The 17,112-nt window shown below is 71.1% G+C and carries 15 protein-coding genes; 8 read left to right on the top strand and 7 right to left on the bottom strand.

Annotated features, from left to right (window positions below; all coding sequences use genetic code 11):
- Nucleotides 1-11 precede the first annotated feature (11 nt).
- The 6 genes from VHU88_13870 to VHU88_13845 form a co-directional block, all read right to left on the bottom strand.
- Nucleotides 12-1,538: an ABC transporter substrate-binding protein gene (locus tag VHU88_13870; protein ID HEX3612768.1), complete on the bottom strand. Its 1,527-nt coding sequence runs from the start codon at nt 1,536-1,538 to the stop codon at nt 12-14.
- The gene (locus VHU88_13865) at nt 1,535-3,439 is read right to left on the bottom strand and encodes an ABC transporter permease (protein ID HEX3612767.1); all 1,905 of its coding nucleotides are present in this window, start codon (nt 3,437-3,439) and stop codon (nt 1,535-1,537) included. Before VHU88_13865 ends, VHU88_13870 begins: the two co-directional genes overlap by 4 nt.
- A complete protein-coding gene (locus tag VHU88_13860; GenBank protein HEX3612766.1) occupies nt 3,432-3,974 on the bottom strand; it encodes a hypothetical protein in 543 nt (180 codons plus the stop codon). Before VHU88_13860 ends, VHU88_13865 begins: the two co-directional genes overlap by 8 nt.
- Nucleotides 3,971-4,276, bottom strand: a complete 306-nt coding sequence (locus tag VHU88_13855) for a hypothetical protein (protein ID HEX3612765.1) — start codon at nt 4,274-4,276, stop codon at nt 3,971-3,973. Before VHU88_13855 ends, VHU88_13860 begins: the two co-directional genes overlap by 4 nt.
- On the bottom strand, nt 4,273-5,589 hold the full coding sequence (locus tag VHU88_13850) for a hypothetical protein (GenBank protein HEX3612764.1): 1,317 nt from the start codon (nt 5,587-5,589) through the stop codon (nt 4,273-4,275). The genes VHU88_13855 and VHU88_13850 overlap by 4 nt, the downstream gene beginning before the upstream one ends.
- Before the next feature lie 120 nt (nt 5,590-5,709).
- Nucleotides 5,710-7,566: a metallophosphoesterase gene (locus VHU88_13845; protein HEX3612763.1), complete on the bottom strand. Its 1,857-nt coding sequence runs from the start codon at nt 7,564-7,566 to the stop codon at nt 5,710-5,712.
- Between the two features lie 659 nt (nt 7,567-8,225).
- Here VHU88_13845 and VHU88_13840 point away from each other — a divergent pair.
- Nucleotides 8,226-9,530, top strand: coding sequence for a helix-turn-helix domain-containing protein (locus VHU88_13840; protein HEX3612762.1), 1,305 nt, complete (start codon nt 8,226-8,228; stop codon nt 9,528-9,530).
- Nucleotides 9,531-9,669: 139 nt separating this feature from the next.
- Nucleotides 9,670-11,274, top strand: coding sequence for an ABC transporter substrate-binding protein (locus VHU88_13835; protein HEX3612761.1), 1,605 nt, complete (start codon nt 9,670-9,672; stop codon nt 11,272-11,274).
- A gap of 94 nt (nt 11,275-11,368) precedes the next feature.
- On the opposite strand, the gene VHU88_13830 is transcribed toward VHU88_13835, so the two are convergent.
- Nucleotides 11,369-12,037: a TetR/AcrR family transcriptional regulator gene (locus VHU88_13830; GenBank protein HEX3612760.1), complete on the bottom strand. Its 669-nt coding sequence runs from the start codon at nt 12,035-12,037 to the stop codon at nt 11,369-11,371.
- A gap of 251 nt (nt 12,038-12,288) precedes the next feature.
- On the opposite strand from VHU88_13830, the gene VHU88_13825 reads away from it, so the two are divergent.
- The 6 genes from VHU88_13825 (at nt 12,289) to VHU88_13800 (ending at nt 16,960) form a co-directional block, all read left to right on the top strand.
- Complete coding sequence (locus tag VHU88_13825) at nt 12,289-12,537, top strand: hypothetical protein (GenBank protein HEX3612759.1); 249 nt, start codon at nt 12,289-12,291, stop codon at nt 12,535-12,537.
- A gap of 17 nt (nt 12,538-12,554) precedes the next feature.
- Nucleotides 12,555-13,679 (top strand): hypothetical protein, encoded by a 1,125-nt coding sequence (locus VHU88_13820; GenBank protein HEX3612758.1) that lies wholly within the window; start codon nt 12,555-12,557, stop codon nt 13,677-13,679.
- A gap of 2 nt (nt 13,680-13,681) precedes the next feature.
- Entirely contained in the window at nt 13,682-14,353 is a 672-nt protein-coding gene (locus tag VHU88_13815) for a phosphatase PAP2 family protein (protein ID HEX3612757.1), read from the top strand.
- An 88-nt stretch (nt 14,354-14,441) separates the two neighbouring features.
- Nucleotides 14,442-14,879 (top strand): hypothetical protein, encoded by a 438-nt coding sequence (locus VHU88_13810; GenBank protein ID HEX3612756.1) that lies wholly within the window; start codon nt 14,442-14,444, stop codon nt 14,877-14,879.
- A gap of 36 nt (nt 14,880-14,915) precedes the next feature.
- The gene (locus VHU88_13805; GenBank protein HEX3612755.1) at nt 14,916-15,602 is read left to right on the top strand and encodes a response regulator transcription factor; all 687 of its coding nucleotides are present in this window, start codon (nt 14,916-14,918) and stop codon (nt 15,600-15,602) included.
- Complete coding sequence (locus VHU88_13800; GenBank protein HEX3612754.1) at nt 15,599-16,960, top strand: HAMP domain-containing sensor histidine kinase; 1,362 nt, start codon at nt 15,599-15,601, stop codon at nt 16,958-16,960. Before VHU88_13805 ends, VHU88_13800 begins: the two co-directional genes overlap by 4 nt.
- The last annotated feature ends 152 nt before the right edge of the window (nt 16,961-17,112 follow it).

The raw sequence follows: 17,112 nt of genomic DNA, 5'->3' as shown, positions 1-17,112 counted from the left end.
AACTCCAATCCTCAGCGGCAGATGGCCTTTGACCCCTGCGGTGCGGTCCAGCCTTTCTGGGTGAGCAGCTCGAAGAACACGCAACCGTTGCTCTTCGCCAGTCCGCCGGAGTTGAACGTCAGCGGGCCGCTGAGTCCGTCCAGTGTGTCGTTGTGAATCTTGTGCAAGCCGTCCAGCACCATGGCCGGGGTCAGCGTGTCCGACACCCCGGCCGCGCCGAGCTTGCCGACCGCCGCCTCAAGCAGCTTTGCGGCAGCCCACATCTGAACCGACGAACCGCTCGGCTCCTCGCCCGGCGCGTACTTGACCAAGGCGTCCTGGTAGGCCTTGAGGCCCGGCGTCGAGCTTTCGGTCCATGGCGCGTTCCCGCTGGCGGTGCCCAGGTTGAACTCGCGCAACGTCGGATCCTTCGCCTGTCCGGGCGAGAGCGTGCCGCCGATGCCGGTCAGCAACGGTTGGTAGCCGATCGCCTTGCAGGACCGGGCCACCCGTGCCATCGCGGTGCCGTCCATGCCGAGCGCCAACTGGTCCGCGCCGGCGCTCTTCGCGCTCTGGCACTGCGCGGTGAAGTCGGTCTGGGTCAACGAGATCGCCGAGGTGTAGACGATCTGCGCATTCGCAACCTTCGCCAGCGCAGGGGCCTGCTGGTTGAGGTAGGTGCAGGCCTTGACCTCCACGCAGTAGAGCAGGCCCACCTTGGTCTTCCCGAGGCCGACGGCCTGCTTGAGGAGCCCGACCACCTGGTCGTCGACACTCGCGCCCTGGGGGAACAGGTACTCGCTGCTGCCGTACCACTCGGGTGCGATCACGTCGCCGCCGACGGCCGGCACCTTCGCGGTCTCCACACCTTGTTTGAACCCGGCCATGCTGAAGTCGTCGTGCCCACCGATGAAGGCGACCACGTGGTCGTCGTGGGCGAACTGCGCGATCAGCGCGGACGCGCGGGCCGGGTCGCCCCCGTCGTCGCCGAAGAACAACTGGACCGGGTGGCAGGCCAACCCGCCGCGGGCGTTGATGTCCTTGGCCCACACGGCCACCGAGGTCCGTCCGCCGGACCAGGCCGGGCCGGTCACGCCGGAGAACGTGCCGACCTGCCCGACGGCGACCGGGGTACCGGCCTTGGTGCACGCCGGGCCGGCCGCGGCGGGCTTCGCCGCTGCCGCTGCACCCGCCTCCGGCTTGGTCGCGGCTGCCGCGGCCTTGGCCGGGCCGGCCGCTGTGGTGGTCGACGTGCTTGCCGGCGCTGCCCCCGGCTTTGTGCTCGTGGTGCCGGTCGAGACGGGGGCCGTCCCGGTGGCGCCGGCCGGAGCCGCCGCGCCGGCCTGCGCCGGGGCCGCCGCAGAGCCGGCTGCCGGTGCGCCCGCAGCCGCGCCCGCCTGCGCGGCGGCGCGGACCTGGTTCAGTGCGGTGGGAGCCAGGGTGGCCGGGCCACCGCCGGCCGCGGAGGCGATCTCGGAGTCCGAGATGCGAGGACCGCAAGCGGTCAGCAGCAGTCCGGTGCACAGGAGCACCGACAATCGACGCACGTGAATCCTCATCGGCTGGCTCCCAGCGGGCTGACGGGTTTACGAGCGGCCGCGACCCGGGCCGCCGTGGTGCCACGCAGTCGCCACCGAACCGTCTGCGCCCAATGGTGCAAGGGAAGTTCCGGCCGGGTGGCCGCGAACGTCGCGGCGAGGATCGCCGAGGCACCGAACGCGATCTGGAAGCCGTCGTCGGCGCCGGAGTGGTACGCCGGCAGGACGTAGACCAGCACCGGCCCGACAATCGCGCCGCTGATCGTCGACCGACCGGCCGCCGCCAGCACCGCCAGCAGCACCAGCGACGAGACGAAGTTGAACCCGGTGCCGCCCACCGACCCGAACTCGCCCGCGTAGAGCGCGCCGCTGATCCCGGCCAGGAACGCCGAGATGCAGAACACCAGCACACGGGTGACATTCGCCGAGGCACCCAGCGTGGCCAACGCGGTCGGCGAGTCGCCCAGGCTGCGCAGCAACCGGCCCAGGCGGGTGCGTTCAATGGCCAGGATCAGCACGACCCCGACGACCGCGAACGCCAGCAGCAGGTAGTAGTACCGAGTATCGGACTGGAACGCCGAGGGCCGGTGGGTCTTCAGGTCGGAAAGACCGAACATCCAGCTCTTCGTGTAGCAGAACTGCGCGATGAAGATGCCGAACCCGAGCGTGGCCAGGCCGAGGAACAGGCCGGACAGGCGGATCGCCGGGATCGCGACCACCGCCCCGACCGGGATTGCCACCAGCCCGCCCCAGAGCACCGCGACTCCCCACGGCACCCCGGCCCCCTCGGCGTGGGCGAACGCTGCCGCCCCGACCGCGGCCAGCGCGACGTGACACAGCGACACCTGGCCGGAGGTGTGCACCAGCAGGCCGAGGGAAAGGAACAGCAGCACCTGGCTCAGCGCCGAGATCCACACCGGCAACCGCGACCCGACGACGTGCGGGATCAGCAGCGCCACGCCCAGGACCACGACGCCGCCGCCGAGCCGGGCAGCCGGTGGCAGGTGCGCCGCGGCCACGGTGCGGGCCCGCACCCCGGCGCCGAGGTCGCCGAGGCGGCGTCGGCCGAGCAGCAGCAGCGCGAAGAACAGGACCAGGAACGGGACGTTGAAGTCCAGGCCCTGCAACCACTCATGGGTGGAGGTCTCCTTGGAGACCAGCTTCTGGCCGACGCCGATCGCGATGCCGCCCGCATAGGCCAACGGCAGGCTGCGGAAGGCCCCGAGGGCAGCGGCACCGAAGGCCTGCACGACCAGCAGCGAGAGCAGGGTGACGTCGAGTTCCTGCTGCTGCGAGGCGAGCAGCACGCCGGACGCGGCGGCGAAGACCGACCCGATGATCCAGGCCTGCCGCCGGACCCGGGTCGGTGCCGTGCCGGCGGTGTCCAGCAGCGCGGGGTCGTCGACGACCGCCCGCATCAACGTGCCCAGCCGGGACCGTTCGACCAGCAGGTACAGCCCGAGGGCGGCCACCGACACCGCCACGAAGATGATCACCGAGTCCTGCGCGACCGCGACCCCGGAGATCCGGAACGCGCGCCCGCGCGGCAGGAACGCGCCGAACAGCCGGAAATCCGAGCCGTAGATCCAGGTCACCAGGGCCCGGATCAGCAGCAGCAGACCGATCGTCCCGACGATCTGGTAGGCCACCGGCACCCGCGCCAACCGCCGCGCCATCAGCTCCAGGCCCAGGCCGAGCGCTGCCCCGAACACCCCGACCGCGAGCAGGGCCGCGAACGGCCAGGGCATCCCGTGCTCGTCGCGCAGTTCGTAGAACACGTACGCGGCACCGGCGCCGATCGCTCCGTGGCCGAAGTTGAAGATCCCGGAGGTGCGGTAGGTCAGCACCAACCCCATCGCGGCCAGGCCGTAGATCGAGCCGTAGACGACGCCGAAGACGAGGTACGGGACGTATTCATGCACGGCGGCCGGCCTCCGCAGGCAGGCAGACACCGCACGGGAGCCGGCCGTCGGCCTCGTGATCCGCGATCGGGCCGAAGGCCACGTCCTTGCCGGTCAGCAGCAAGCAGTCCGGACGGTGGTAGCGGCGGGTCCCGGGGAGCACCGCGAACCCACTCGGCGGATCCACCTCGACCCGCACCACCCGCGGCCGCGCCGCGAGTTCGGCGCGCTTGCGGCGCCGCACCTCGGCGACGACCGGCGCGCGCAGCAGCGCGATCCGGCGCATGCCCACCAGCAGCCAGCCGGCCATCACGAACCCGGTGAGGATCAGCGCGGCGATCGCCAGCCCCAGCCAACCCCGTTGGTCGTCCAGGGCGGCCTTGCCACCCGCGCCCGCCCAGCCGACGGTGATCCCGGTGACGCCGAGCACCAGCAGGACCGCGAGCACCACCAGGCCCGATCGGCCCCACGGCTCGGCCCCGTCGTGCGGAGCGCGCCGCAGGTTGGCCCGGCGCCGGCGCTCGGCCGCCGCGCCTGGAATAGCGACAGAGGTCATCGACGGGCGCCCGACGGGGCCCCGATCGGTTCGCCGGCCGTGTGCTCCAACCAGTCCCGCATGCCACGCAGTTCCCGCCACTGGTCACGCAGGTCCGCCGACAGCCAGACCATGCCGCCCAGGCCGAGCAAAAACACCCCGCCGAGGCCCTCGGAGATCAGGTACGGCATCTGCTTGGCCACGAATCCGGTGTCGCTGACGTGGTACCAACCGAAGATCAGCAGGACCACGCCGGCGACGGTCGCGCCGACCCCGAGCACCCGGTCCCACTGGGCTCGCAGCACAACGACCAGGTCCCTCATCGCACACCTCCGAAGCGCAGCAGGACGGTGCAACCGAAGGCGCCGATTCCGACCACCGCGACCAGCCAGTACAGGCCGCTCAGGTCGCCGGATTTCGGCGGCGCGGGCCGGGAGACCGCCACCTCTGCCAGGTCGATCGTGGGGGCCGCCGGTGCGGCGGCGACCGGGACGACGGCCGGGGCCGGAGCCACCGGGGGGGTCGCGGCCGACGCGATCGGAGCGGTCGCGATGCCCGGGGCGGCCGGTGCGGCGGCGTCGACCGCCGGCGTGGCGGCCGGCGTGCCCGGCAGCGCGATGCCGACTCCGACGGCGGCCGGGGCCGCGGCGGCCTGGTAGGTGATCTCGGCCTTCACCAGGCCGAGCGCCAACATGACCGGCGTCTCGCCGGAGAAGCCGCCCGGCGTGCCCGGGGGCGGGCCGGGCAACGTGGCGCGAATCTGCAGGCCGGCCCCGACGATGCCGTCGCTGGTCTGCTTGGCCTGCTCGTAGGTGGTCGGGTAGCCGGCCTGGGTGAGTGCCTGCTCGACCTGTTCGGCTGGGACCTCGGTCTCGTTGGCAGGCTGGCCCGGGGCAATGATGCGGAACTTCCCGTCGACCAGGCTGATCGCCGGCGCGGAGACCTTCTGGCCGGCCTGGTTGGAGCCGGGCGGGGGCGGCACGGTGAACGTCAGGCCGCGGGCGGCCAGGCTGCTGAAGGACAGCACGGACGAGCGGGTCAGCGCGCCGGACGCGTCTCGGGCAGCGGTGGCGGTGGCGTGCAGGCCGCTGATCGTCAGGTCGTCGCCGAGCCGGAACACGTCGGCGTCGGTGACCGCGGAGGCGTCCACCGTGTCCGCGTCGCGCAGCACCCGGGCGACCGACGTCGAACCGATGCTCGCTGAACCGCCGGTGGCGGTGGCTTGGGTGAGCGTCTTCGCGCTCTCGGCGTGCAGTTCGATGCCCGGATAACTGAGCTTGGCCGGGGCGTCACCGAGGCTCGTCGAGACGACGAACGGGTAGCCGGGCAGCGGTAGTCCCGTACTGCCGGCCGTAACCCCCGGCAGGCCCGCGATGTCCTGACCCGGCCACGGGAACGCGGCCAACGCGTCGGACTGCTGCAAGGAGTTCTGGGTCGCGGACGCCAGCGGCCCTTGCGCCTGCGGGGAGATGTTCAGCGGGATCGACTGGTTGGTCAGGATCAACCGCAGCCCGCCGGCCTCCGCGGTACCGGTGTAGCTCGCATCGGCTGAGGCCTGGCCGCTCAGCACCAATCCGCCGCCGACGAGGAGCGCGGCGGCAGTACCCAGCGCCAGGGCCCGATGGACAGGTGACATGCCACTGAACTATGCGGGACCGCCGGCCTTAAGGAAAGGGTGCCGTATACCAAATTGTCCGAGTTGACGCGCCGTTCCATCAGCCGAATCACAGCCGACATATTCCGCCTGCCGGCCCCGTCAGACGTCCGCCGCAGGCCCGGGTTCGGCGCTCCGGGCGCTGTGGTCGACCGGGTGCGGCGAGTTCGACTCCACCAGGCGCGCCAGCGTGATGACATCGATGAGCACGCCCTGGTCAGTGATGGTGCGGACGGTCATCGTGGACTCCCCGCCCGGGGCGCCGGGGACCACCTCGACCTCGAGCAAGGCGTAGCCCTCGTACCGGGCCTGCGACCAGTCCACGGTCTCCGGCTCCCGGCCGCCGCCGGAGGTCGTCAGCGTCGTGTGGATGACCTCGCCGTTGTCCGGGCCGGGCCACCCGGGGTAGCGGTCGGTCTCGCCCGGCTGCCAGCCGCCCGACGGCCGTCCGCCGGTGCCGGCGCAGATGTAGGTCGTGCCGTGCTCGACCGGGTGGACTGTCGACCCGGTAGGGGCGTCGGTGGTGCTGCGGCCACCGCGGATCGGGTTCGTCCGCTCCCAGGCGTGGTTGTGCCCCTGGACGGCCAGGTCGACGGAGTAGCGCTCGAACAACGGCGCCAGCGCGGTTCGGACGCCCTCGTCGGAGGCCGGGCCGGCCAGCGTCGCGTAGGCGCAGTGGTGGAAGAACACCACGATGAACTCGACGGCCTTGTCGGCCCGCATCGCGGCCAGGGTGTCGCGGACCCAGTCGGTCTGGGCGCCCTGGCTGTAGCCGTGGTTGGCCATGCTCTCCGAGCACAGGTCGTTGCTGTCGACGCTGAGGAATCCGACGTTGCCGTAGCGGAACGAGTAGACCGACGGGCAACCACTCGGCCCGTTGGTCGGCAGGTCCAGGCGCGCCCGGTGGCCGCCGTAGCCGTGAGTGGCCCCGGCGCCCTGGTTGTCGTCGTAGAGCGCCTCGACGTCGTGGTTTCCGGTGGCGAACATCCACGGCGTGGTGGCGGCGCTGCGTTCGACGGCCGTGAAGTAGCGCGTCCAGGTCAGCGGGTCGAAGTTCTCGAAGCCGGTGTCCGGCGGCCCGAGCGGCCCGTTGTTGCGAACCGGTCCGCCGCGGCCGGTGGCCGCGTAACAGATGTCGCCGGCCAGCAGGTGGAACGCCGGTTCCCGGTCGACGATCAGGTCGGTCAGCGCGGCGGCCGGGCGGTCCGCGCGGCGTTGGCCGGGCCAGTAGAAGTCGTCGGACGGTCCCCACGGCGGGCCTGGTCCGTCATCGACGCCGTGGTCGCCGAAAGCGGTGAACGTGAACGACCCGCGGCCGGCCGGGGCGGTGCGGAATACCGCGTCCGGGCTGGTGATCCCGTCGCCGAGCCGGAAGCGGTAGTGGTAGCGCTGCCCTGGTCGCAGGTCCGTGGCCAGGCCGTGGAGGAACCACTGCTCCGCGGCGCGGATCGACCCGCCCTCCTGCGGGACCAGGCTGACGAGGTGGCGGATCTCGGCGACCAGGGTCTGTCCGTAGTCGGTGTCGAGGCCGACGTCGACCAGCACCCGTCGGGGCGGAGGGGCGGTCAACTCCGCGGCCATGGCCATCGAGCTGCCCGGGTCGTTCCCGAAGGAGACCCGGCGGCCGAGGAACGTCAGTGGGCCGCTGATGGGCGTCGGCGAGAAGCTCGGGGTCGGGCTCGGCGTCGGCCCGGACGTGGGCAGGTATCGGACCGCCCCGGCCGGTCGGCCGCCGTCGAGCGCGAAGGCCAGCCCCAGACCGGCCAGCGCCCCGGCCGCGCCCCGCAGGGCGGCCCGCCTGGTGACCACCCGGCTGCGCAGGAACTGCGCGATCCACTCGTGCTGCTCGGCAACGCTGAGGTTGGCAGCCAACTCCGGCGGGACGCCGACGTCCGGTGTAGAGCCGGGCGGATTCGGTGGGCGTCTGCGCCACCGATCGGAGTTCCCGAGACCGACCACGACCGCTCCTGGGCGGCGTCCGGGACCTCTCGCGCCGCTGACGTGACTAGGACCGGGCCGCGGCGATTCGCGACTTTCGGCCGGTTACGTCCGGATGTTACCGAGCGCACTGCTTTCACAACTGCGCAATCGAGAAACCCGGCCGAGCGTGTCTCGGCGGACGCCGGACGATCGGGACGCACCTGCTCGACCGTCCGTCGGAGCACGACCTGGCCCGGGAGACGACTTCGGCCGTCCCGCCGCTCAGGTCGGCCGCGCACCGGAATCGACACCGTCAAGACTTACGGCGCGGCGATCGGCTCGAGAAAGGCGGGAATCGGCCGACACGATCCGGCCCCCGATCTGTGAATTTCGCCACCCGACCACCGACCGTCGCGCGGACCGCGTTCGAAAGGCCCGAAAAGCCGAAGTCAGCGCGGTGGGGACAACATTCCGTACCGTATGGTCTTTGCATTCCATACGGTACGCACCGTGACGAGGTGCCGGATTTTCCGCACACTTCGTGAATGCTCCACGAAAATGGTGACCTGGGGTCCGCCGACCACAAAGCCCTCGCCCCGGCGCTTCGGCCCGATCAGGCGGGGGCTGTCGTCACGGAACTGCACACCGCCGCCGTGGCCACTTCCCGGTCCAGGCGGAAATCACTCGACCGAACCGGCGTGTGGGAACAACACACCTCGCCGGCGCATCCGACCCGCGACGAGTTGGCCGCCCTCGCCCGGACCCTCGAGTCGGACCTCGAACGTCTGGTGGCCTCGGCGGCGGACGCGGTCAGCGCGCACGTCGAGGCCTACCGCGCCGAGGACAACCCCGGGTCCACGGCTGCGCTGCTGGACCAGTGCCGGGAGGTACTGGCCGTCCTGACCCAGTGCCTGCTCCAGGACCGGGTCCCGCAACCGCAGGACTTCACTGCCACCGGCGCCCTCGCACTGGTGCTGGTGACCAACGGCGTCGGGTTGGCCGAGTTCCTGAAGTCCCTGCGGTTGGCCCAGATCAACCTCTGGAACCGGTTCGTCCCGCTGCTGGCCGACGCCTCGCCCGCGGCGTTGTCGCGCGCGGTCTACCTGCTGATGCAGACGATCGAGGTGGCCAGTTCGTGCGGGGCCGAGGCCCACCTCGAGGCCGAGCAGTTCCGGACGGTCGACCGCGACCGGTTGCGCGCCGATCTGGTCGACGACCTGCTGATGGGTCGCCCGCCGGTGCTCGGGCCGCGCCGCGCCATCCTCGAGGCAGGCGGCCTGCGCGACGACGCACCATTCGTCGTCTGCGCACTGGATCTCGGCGGTCCGACCGACGACCCCGGCGCACTGGGCAACTTGCGCGACTCGATGCGCGCGGTGCTGGGTCGGGCAGCCGGCGGCCTGGTGGTGGCCCGGGCCTCCGACGTGGTCGGCGTCTTCCCGGCACTCGACGGTGGCGCGGCGGTCGGTGAACGGATTCACCTGCTGCATCAGGAGATCGGCCGCACCGGGACCACGGTTTGCGTCGGCATCAGCACCGTCCGGGTCGGTTGGGCCGGCGCGCCGTCCGCCTACCGGGAGGCCGTCTCGGCGCGCGACGGCCTGGGCCCGGCCGGTGGTGTCTGCCAGGTCTCGACGATGTCCGCGATGGACTACCTGGCCCTGACCGAGGACGACACCGCCCGACGGCTGATCGATCCCCGCATCCGCGACTTCGTCGAGGACGAACTGGCTTCCGGCGGACAACTGCTGCAGACGCTCGAGGCCTACGCGGCAGGCCACCTGAACTCCCGGTCGGCCGCGGAACGACTCGGCGTGCACCCCAACACGGCGTACTACCGGCTGGACCGGATCGCCGAGCGCACCGGCCGGGACCTGCGCAGCTTTCCCGCCGTGCTGGACCTGCTGCTCGCGATCCGGCTGTTGCGCGGCCGCCGGGCCGCGACCTGGGACAAGCCGTCCCGTTCGTTGTTGCCCACAACGGCTTCTGTGGCGGCGCACTAAGGCTTTGGGCGTTCCCAAAGGCACGATTTTCACGTTGACGGACATTTCGCTTGCCGTCACCGCATCCATCCCTTGGGCAGCCGGCGCCGGAGCCTCGTTCGGCGCACGCCTCGCTGCCCAACATTTAAGGAGTTGCCCAGTGCATCGCTGGAATCATCGCGTCGTGAAGGCCGTCCCGGTCGTCGCGGCTGCCGCTCTCGTCCTTGCTGCCTGTGGCAGCAGCGGCAGTTCTAACTCCGTGGCTCAGTCGCCGGCCGCCCCGCCCGCCGACGCCGCCGCTCCGGCTGCTGCCGCCCCGGCCGCCGCCGCTCCGGCTGCCGCCGCTGCTCCAGCTGCCGTCGCTGCTCCGGCTGCCGCCTCGAGCACCACGACCGCTGCCGCCCCGGCCGCCTCCACCACGAAGGCTGCCCCGGCCGCGAAGTCGACCACCAAGGCCACCAAGGCCGCCAGCAAGCCCAACGCCGCTGCTCCCGCTGCTGCGTCGGACTCCGCCAACAACGGCGGCACGCAGGTCAAGTCGACCGAGTCCGCCTCGGGCAAGGCCACGAACCAGAAGATCTACGACTCCAAGCAAGGCGCGACCGACGTCGGTGTCACCAAGGACACGATCCGCCTCGGTTCGGTCAACATGCACGGCATGGCGCTGGGCAACGTCCTGGTGACCCCGCAGGTCCACGGTGACCTCGCGGCGATGCAGGCCATCAACGACCGGGGCGGCATCCTGGGCCGTCGCATGTCGATGACCGACTGCGACGACGGCCCCGGTGAGGTCGCGCGGGCCAAGGGCTGCATCAAGAAGCTGGTCGGTCAGGACCAGGTCTTCGGTCTGATCACCGGTGTGGACTGGGCGACCGCCTCGATCCACGACGACCTGAAGCAGTACCACCTGCCGTACTTCGGTGCCTGGGCCTACTCCCAGACCGAGTGGCAGGATCCGTTCATGTTCCCGACGCACATGTCGATGGTCCACGAGGCCATGGCCAACGCGCACTGGGCCGTGAACGTCATCAAGCCGAAAACTTACGGCCTGGTCTGCCTGACCAGCCCGGAGATGCAGTTGGCTTGCAACGGCGTGCAGCAGATCATGGACGCCTCCGGCGCGAAGATGGTCAAGCGCGCCGACGTGTCGATCTCGGAGACCTCGATGAGCGCCTACGTCCTGGCGATGCGGGCGGCCGCCCCGGAGCACATCATCCACTACGTGATCAACCCGGCCACGATGGCGAAGTTCATGGTCGAGGCTGCCCAGCAGGGCTACTACCCGCCCAAGGGCATCTCCGGCAACCACCTCGCCGCTGAGGTCCTCGGGTCCCTGTTCGGTCAGTGGCCGATCAACCGCTACTGGACCAACACGACCTACAAGCTGTGGGGCCCGGAGTTCATGGCCACCATGAACAAGTACGCCCGGTTCAACCGCGGCACCAACCACCACATCGTGCAGGCCGGCTACGCGGCTGTGAACATCTTCGCCCAGGCCGCCAAGGCCGTCGGTCCGAACCTGACCCGCGACCGGATCATGTCCGAGCTCGGCAACGGCACCGTCTGGCAGGCCGACGCCTCGCTGGACCAGCGCTTCGCCTACGTCTCCTCCGAGCGTGGCGGCGACGACTGGAACCACGAGTACGGCCAGGGCCGCGAGTTCATCTACAAGTACACCAGCACCAACACCGTCTCGAACCCCGACGGCTCCCCGTCCGGCTTCACCCCCGACGACCAGCAGTTCGTGATCCACACCTGGAAGTGAGTCTCCGGCGATAACTACTGGGGCGGGCGCGCGAGCGCCCGCCCCAGTTTTTTGACACCCAGTCAGATATCGTGCGGCAGAGCGTTTCGAGATCTCAGCACGCATTGGCGGAGTCGACGGCCTCGCCGCGGCACCGCAGGTCCAGACCGCAGGCGGAGTCCAGGAACGCCAGCACCGGCCGGACCAGGTCGGCCTCCTCCGCGGGGCGTTCGAGATGCTCCAGGCCGAGCATCAGCGCCACGAGCTGACGGGCCGTCAGTGAGACCAGTTCCGCGCCGTCGACGAGCGAGGACAGGGTCGCGACGGTCAGCGAGAGCACCAAGCGATCGATGCGCTCCTGGGAGGCCGCGACGACCGCGTTGCTGCGCGACCAGGCCCGGATCGAGACCTCCGCCTCGTGCGGCATCGCCGCCCACTGCCTGATGCCGGAGCAGATCCGGACCTTGGGGTCGGGCTCGGAGGCCAGCGCCAAGAAGAGATTGTTCAGAACGGTCTCGCGATAGGCGACGAACGCCTCGACGAAATGATCGATCCCCCGGAAGTGGTAGTAGAACGAACCTTTGGTGATCTGCATTCGGTCACACAGTTGCGCAGTCGTCAACGACTCCGACCCGAGTTCGGCGAGGATCTCCATCGCCACGCCGAAATAATCCTCGGCGGTGATCGTGCGCTCGGCCGACTTGCGTCGGCCGGAAGACCGTTTCGGTGCCGGCTTCGGCACGAATTCCGTCGGGTACCAGCCCGTCGCGAGTTGTTCGGTCATCGACCGAACCCACGGTTCGCGCGATTCCCCGCGGACACCTGCAGGATTGTTCTCATCCGGCATCCCAGCTTTCGACACGCCGCTCCGACCCGATGGCCTGCGCTCCGCACGCCGTCGTGCGCAGGCTGCTCATACGCCCCGAGAACGACGATATCACTTGGGCGGTACGACACCGTACTGTCGCGGAGGTCCCGACCCTCGGGGTTGACCGCGTCGGCCCGGCGCCCAGTCGCCGGCTAAGCTCACCAGCCGTGACGCGCTTCCTGGTGGCCTCGAACTTCCGCTGGGACGAGTACCCAGGCCTGCGCCCGGGCCGGATCTACAGGGGTGCCGGTGACGTCGGCCGGTCGCCACTGGGCGAAACCCACCTGGTCGCGGGCCCCGACGCCGCCGAGACCATCTGCGGCCTCCCCCGCGCCTCGTTCCCGCACGATTTCCCGGAGTCGGCCGACTCGGCCGTGTCGCAGCCGTGCCCGACTTGCGGGGCCGCAGCGTCGTGAGGCCGCGAGGGCCGGCCGTGGCGGGTGCGGTCATCGTGCTGCTCGCCGGGTGCGGTCCGGCGTCATCGCCGACCGCGACCGCCTCCCCCACAGCGACCCCCGCGACCGCCGCGGACGTGTTCGTCGCTCAGCACGACGGGGGTGCCGGCATCTTCGGCCTGGGTGGCACCAGGCTGTCGCTGTTCGACGAGGCGACCGGGAAATTCCTGCGCGACGTCGAGGCGGCTCCCGGTCCGGTCAACATGCTGCGAGCCCACTTCGCCGGGTACTCCCGGTCGCGGGACGGCTTCGTCTACGCCCTGGTGCACGGCCCGTCGGACAAGCGGAACACCGAGCAGCACTCCTGCGGCGGAACGGTTCTCGACCACGACGTCGCGACCGGGCGGACCCGGCCGTTGTTCAGCGTCGGGGACGACGTGAACCTGACCTGCCCGGTCGAAAGCCCGGACGGTACGCAGCTCGCCTATCAACTCGGACCGTGCTCGCAGAGCGCGGCCGAGATCAGCGGACCGGCAGGCCGGAGCCGGGTCGTGGTGCGCGACCTGGCCACCGGACGAGAGCGGAAGATCTCGGTCCCGGGCACCTCGGCTCGGAGCCCGCAGTGGCGTCCCGATGGGCAGGCGCTGGTGTTCCTGGTCGGACCCAATTACGCGGTGGGATTCAACGGATCGAAACAGGCCACGTACGGCCCGAGCGGCTTCCTGGTCGTGCCGGCGACGGCTCGCGGAGCCCAGCCGGCCGTGGCGGTGCAGTACTCGCCGGATCGGGCCTGCGGCATCGACCAGGCGGTGTTCACCGGTTCCGCCGTTCAACTCCTGCTGGACTGCCGCGCGGAGGACCCGCTGTTGAAGAAGGCGCACGCGGAGGGGATCGGCGGGCAGCCGTCCAGCTATCCGGAGCGGCTCCTCCAGTTGGTCGGCTCCGGTCCGCGAGTGGCCTGGACCGCTGACACCGGCTTGTGCCCGGTCTTCATCCGAGCGGGTCACGACGCCGCGGGCCGACTGCTCGTCACCGGCGAGAACTGCGGGGCGGACGTGCCGGCCAACCGGGGCAACAACAATCCGGTGCAGATCTGGGCGGGCCGAGAGGTGGCCCGCTTCGATCGCTGCGGCGGCGACCCGGGCGTGTTCGGAGCCACGTGAAAATGCCTGCCGGCCGCGGGTTTCGCGCTTTCGACCGAACCGCGCTCGCGGCCCTGCTCATCAGCGCCGCGGTGTTCGGGCTGCTGCTGGCGGCGGTCGAGGCGGGCTGGGGCGGGCGAGGGTCGGTGGATGCTCGCGTCGACTCCGCCGCCCACCGGTTCGTGCTGTCCCACCCCGCGGTGCTCGATGCCGCGCGGACGCTGACTCGGCTGGGAGCGCCGACTGTGGTGACCGTCGTGACCCTGGTCGCGGCCGCTGTGCTCGTTGTGCTCGGGCGCTGTCGGACGGCGTTGTTCGTCGGGGCAGTGCGAATCGCGACCCAACTCGCCGACTCGGCAGTCAAGGACCTGGTCGCCCGACCACGCCCCAAGTTCGCCCATCCGGTCGACCACGCGAGCGGCTGGAGCTTCCCGTCCGGTCACGCCGCCGGAGCGGCCTCGGTCTACCTGCCGCTGGCCGTCGTCGCCTGCGCGCTGTGGGCGGCCCGGTCCGTCCGGGTGGTTGCCTGGTCGCTCGCGGTGCCGGCATGTCTTGCCGTGGCGAGCAGTCGGGTGCTGCTCGGCGTCCATCACCCGTCCGATGTCATCGCTGGACTGGCGCTGGGCGTCGCGTTGACCGCAGCCGCGACGCCGCTCCTGGGCGGCGGACTCCAAGTCTGCGCACAGCGCCGCTGAACAGGTCCTTAGTAGGCGAGAACGCAAGATTGGCACCGGATCTGAACGCAACGGCGGCCCAGGCGGTCGACCGGTCTCGGAGGCGCACGTGACGGCAGGGCGTGGAATTGCGGTTCGGGAGCACGGCCACCGGCGGGTCTCGGTGGTGACCAGGACGACGGCGCTGTTGTCGGCCGCCGCAGCGGGCCTACTCGGAATGGTGTTCGCCGGCCAGGCGCCTGCGTCGACGAGCACCGGAGCCGACGTCGGGAACGCCGTCGCCCCCGCGGAAACCGGGTCGGCGCAACCGGACACCACCCCGTCGCAGGACACCTCGACCCCGGCCGACGTCCAGCCGGCCGATTCGGGGTCCGCCACGACCGACTCGTCCGCCGCAGCACCGACCAGGTCGGCGCCCCGGCACGTTACCCCCCGCACGGTGGTCAGCACTCCGCCGAAGCCGGTGGTGCGGGCGCCGGTCACGCCGCCCGCGCCGGTCGCCGCACCCGTCACCCACCGCACCCACGTCCGCTCGGGCGGCTCGTGACCGGGCCCGGCCGTCGGCTCCCCTAACGTTGCTGCCATGGAGATCCCGGCGGGCGCGGGCACCTTCGACGGGGTGCGCGTGCTGGTGGTCGAGGACGACGCCTCGATCGCCGCTCAGTTGGTTCGCGGGCTGACCCGGGCCGGGTGTCGGGTGACCGCCGTGGAGACCGGCGGCAAGGCGCTGGCAGCCGACCCCACGGACCTGGTGATCCTCGATCTGGGCCTGCCCGACATGGACGGCACCGAGGTCTGCAGGCGGCTGCGCGCGACCGGGGACGTGCCGATCATTGTGGTGACCGCACGTTCCGACGAGCGCGACAAGGTCACCGCCCTGGATCTCGGCGCGGACGACTACCTCGCCAAGCCCTTCGGGTTCGCCGAACTGACGGCCCGCATGCGGGCGGTGCTGCGCCGGTCCCGGGCCCGGGTCGATCAACCCGTGCAGCACGGATCGCTGCGGGTGGACCTGGCCGCGCACCGGGTCGAGGTCGACGGCGTGGAGATCTCCCTTACCGCCAAGGAGTTCGGGATCCTGGCCTGCCTGGCCGCCGAGCCCGGGAGGGCCGTGAGCCGGGAGGAGATCTTCGCCGCGGTCTGGGACGAGCACTGGTACGGCCCGACCCGGGTGCTGGACGTGCACATGGTCTCTCTGCGCCGCAAACTCGGCGACCCGGCGCTGATCGAGACCGTCTACGGCGTCGGATTCCGGCTGGGCCCGCCGTGACCCGCCGCATCATCGCCGGGTTCCTGCTGGTGCTCTCCGCCTTGCTGCTGATGCTGGTCGTCCCGCTCGGGATCGTGCTGTCCCGGCAGGAGGACGAGAACTTCGACGCCGGAGTGCAGTCCACCGCCCGAGCGTTGGCATCGGCCTCCGAGGAACATCTCGGCGACTTCGGCGATACCACCGACCAGGGGCCGCTGAACCTGAAGGTCAGCGCCGCGGACGGGGTCGTCGTGCTCGACCCGGCCGGGAACGTCGTGGCGCGAGCCGGTCGGGCGGTGCCCACCGCGGCGATCCAGACCGCGAACTCGGGCGCCGCCCCGCGGATCTCCGGGTACATCACGGTCCGCGCGCAGGTGGCCTCGGCCACCGGCCAGGACCTGGGCAGCGTGGTGCTGATCCGCGACGATGCCAACCTGTGGTCCCGCCTGCACCGACTCTGGGCGGTGTTGGCCGGCGCCGGGGTGGCCGCGCTGGCAGTCGGTGCGGTGGTTGCCGTCGCCCTGGCCCGCTGGATCCAACGTCCGTTGCAGGCCTTGCGCGCCGGCGCCGAACGGATCGGGGAAGGTCGCCTGGACACCCGGATCGGCACGGTCCCCGGCCCACCGGAGCTGCGGGCGTTGACCGCCGCCTTCGACGACATGACTCAACGCATCGCCGGACTGCTGGATGCGCAACAGGTCATGACCACGGACGTGTCGCACCAGTTGCGGACGCCGCTGTCGGCGCTGCGGTTACGCCTGGAGCTGTTGGCCCAGGACGTCCCGGCGCACCTCACCGACGACCTGCGCGACTGTCTTGCCGAGGTGGCCCGGCTGAACCGGCTCGTCGACGGGCTGCTGGCGGTGGCTCGGGCCGAGGCGGTGGTGGCCACCCGGGAGCCCGTCGACCTGGCCGACGTGGCCGCCGAGCGGGTTCAGGCCTGGGCACCGGTGGCGGCCGAGCGTGGGGTCACGTTGCGCTGCGAGCAGGTCCCGGCCCGGACGCTGCTGACGACGGGCCACCTGGAACAGGTGCTCGACAACCTGATCGCCAACGCGTTGGACGCGTTGGCCGCGGGTGGCTCGGTGCTGGTCGGCGTGCGGTGCGACGGCGAGCGGGTACTGCTGTCGGTGGTCGACGACGGTCCCGGCATGTCGGCAGAGCACCGCGCCCGAGCTTTCGACCGCTTCTCCGGCGAGACCGCCCGACCCGGTCACAGTGGGCTGGGGTTGGCGATCGTGGGGCGGTTGGTCGGCGTCGACCGGGGCCAGATCAACCTGGTGGAGACCCCGGGCGGCGGCCTGACGGCACTGCTCAGCTTCCCCGCCTCGCACGTTCCTGACGGACCGTCACGGCCGGCGTTGCTCCGGCCGGCCTAGGAGACACGCCCTAGCCTCGAAATTGCAGGTCGGCGGGTGTTGGGCGGCGGGTGAGACACGGAAGTGCCTGTCCGGCAAGGGAAGATCGGGATTCCTGAGGTCCTGATGTTCCCTGGCGGAAGGCACTCCGTAGGTGAAGGTTATCCCGGCCC

The sequence above is a fragment of the Sporichthyaceae bacterium genome (assembly GCA_036269075.1).
GTDB lineage: Bacteria > Actinomycetota > Actinomycetes > Sporichthyales > Sporichthyaceae > DASQPJ01.
This window is presented reverse-complemented; position numbering and strand designations above follow the sequence as displayed.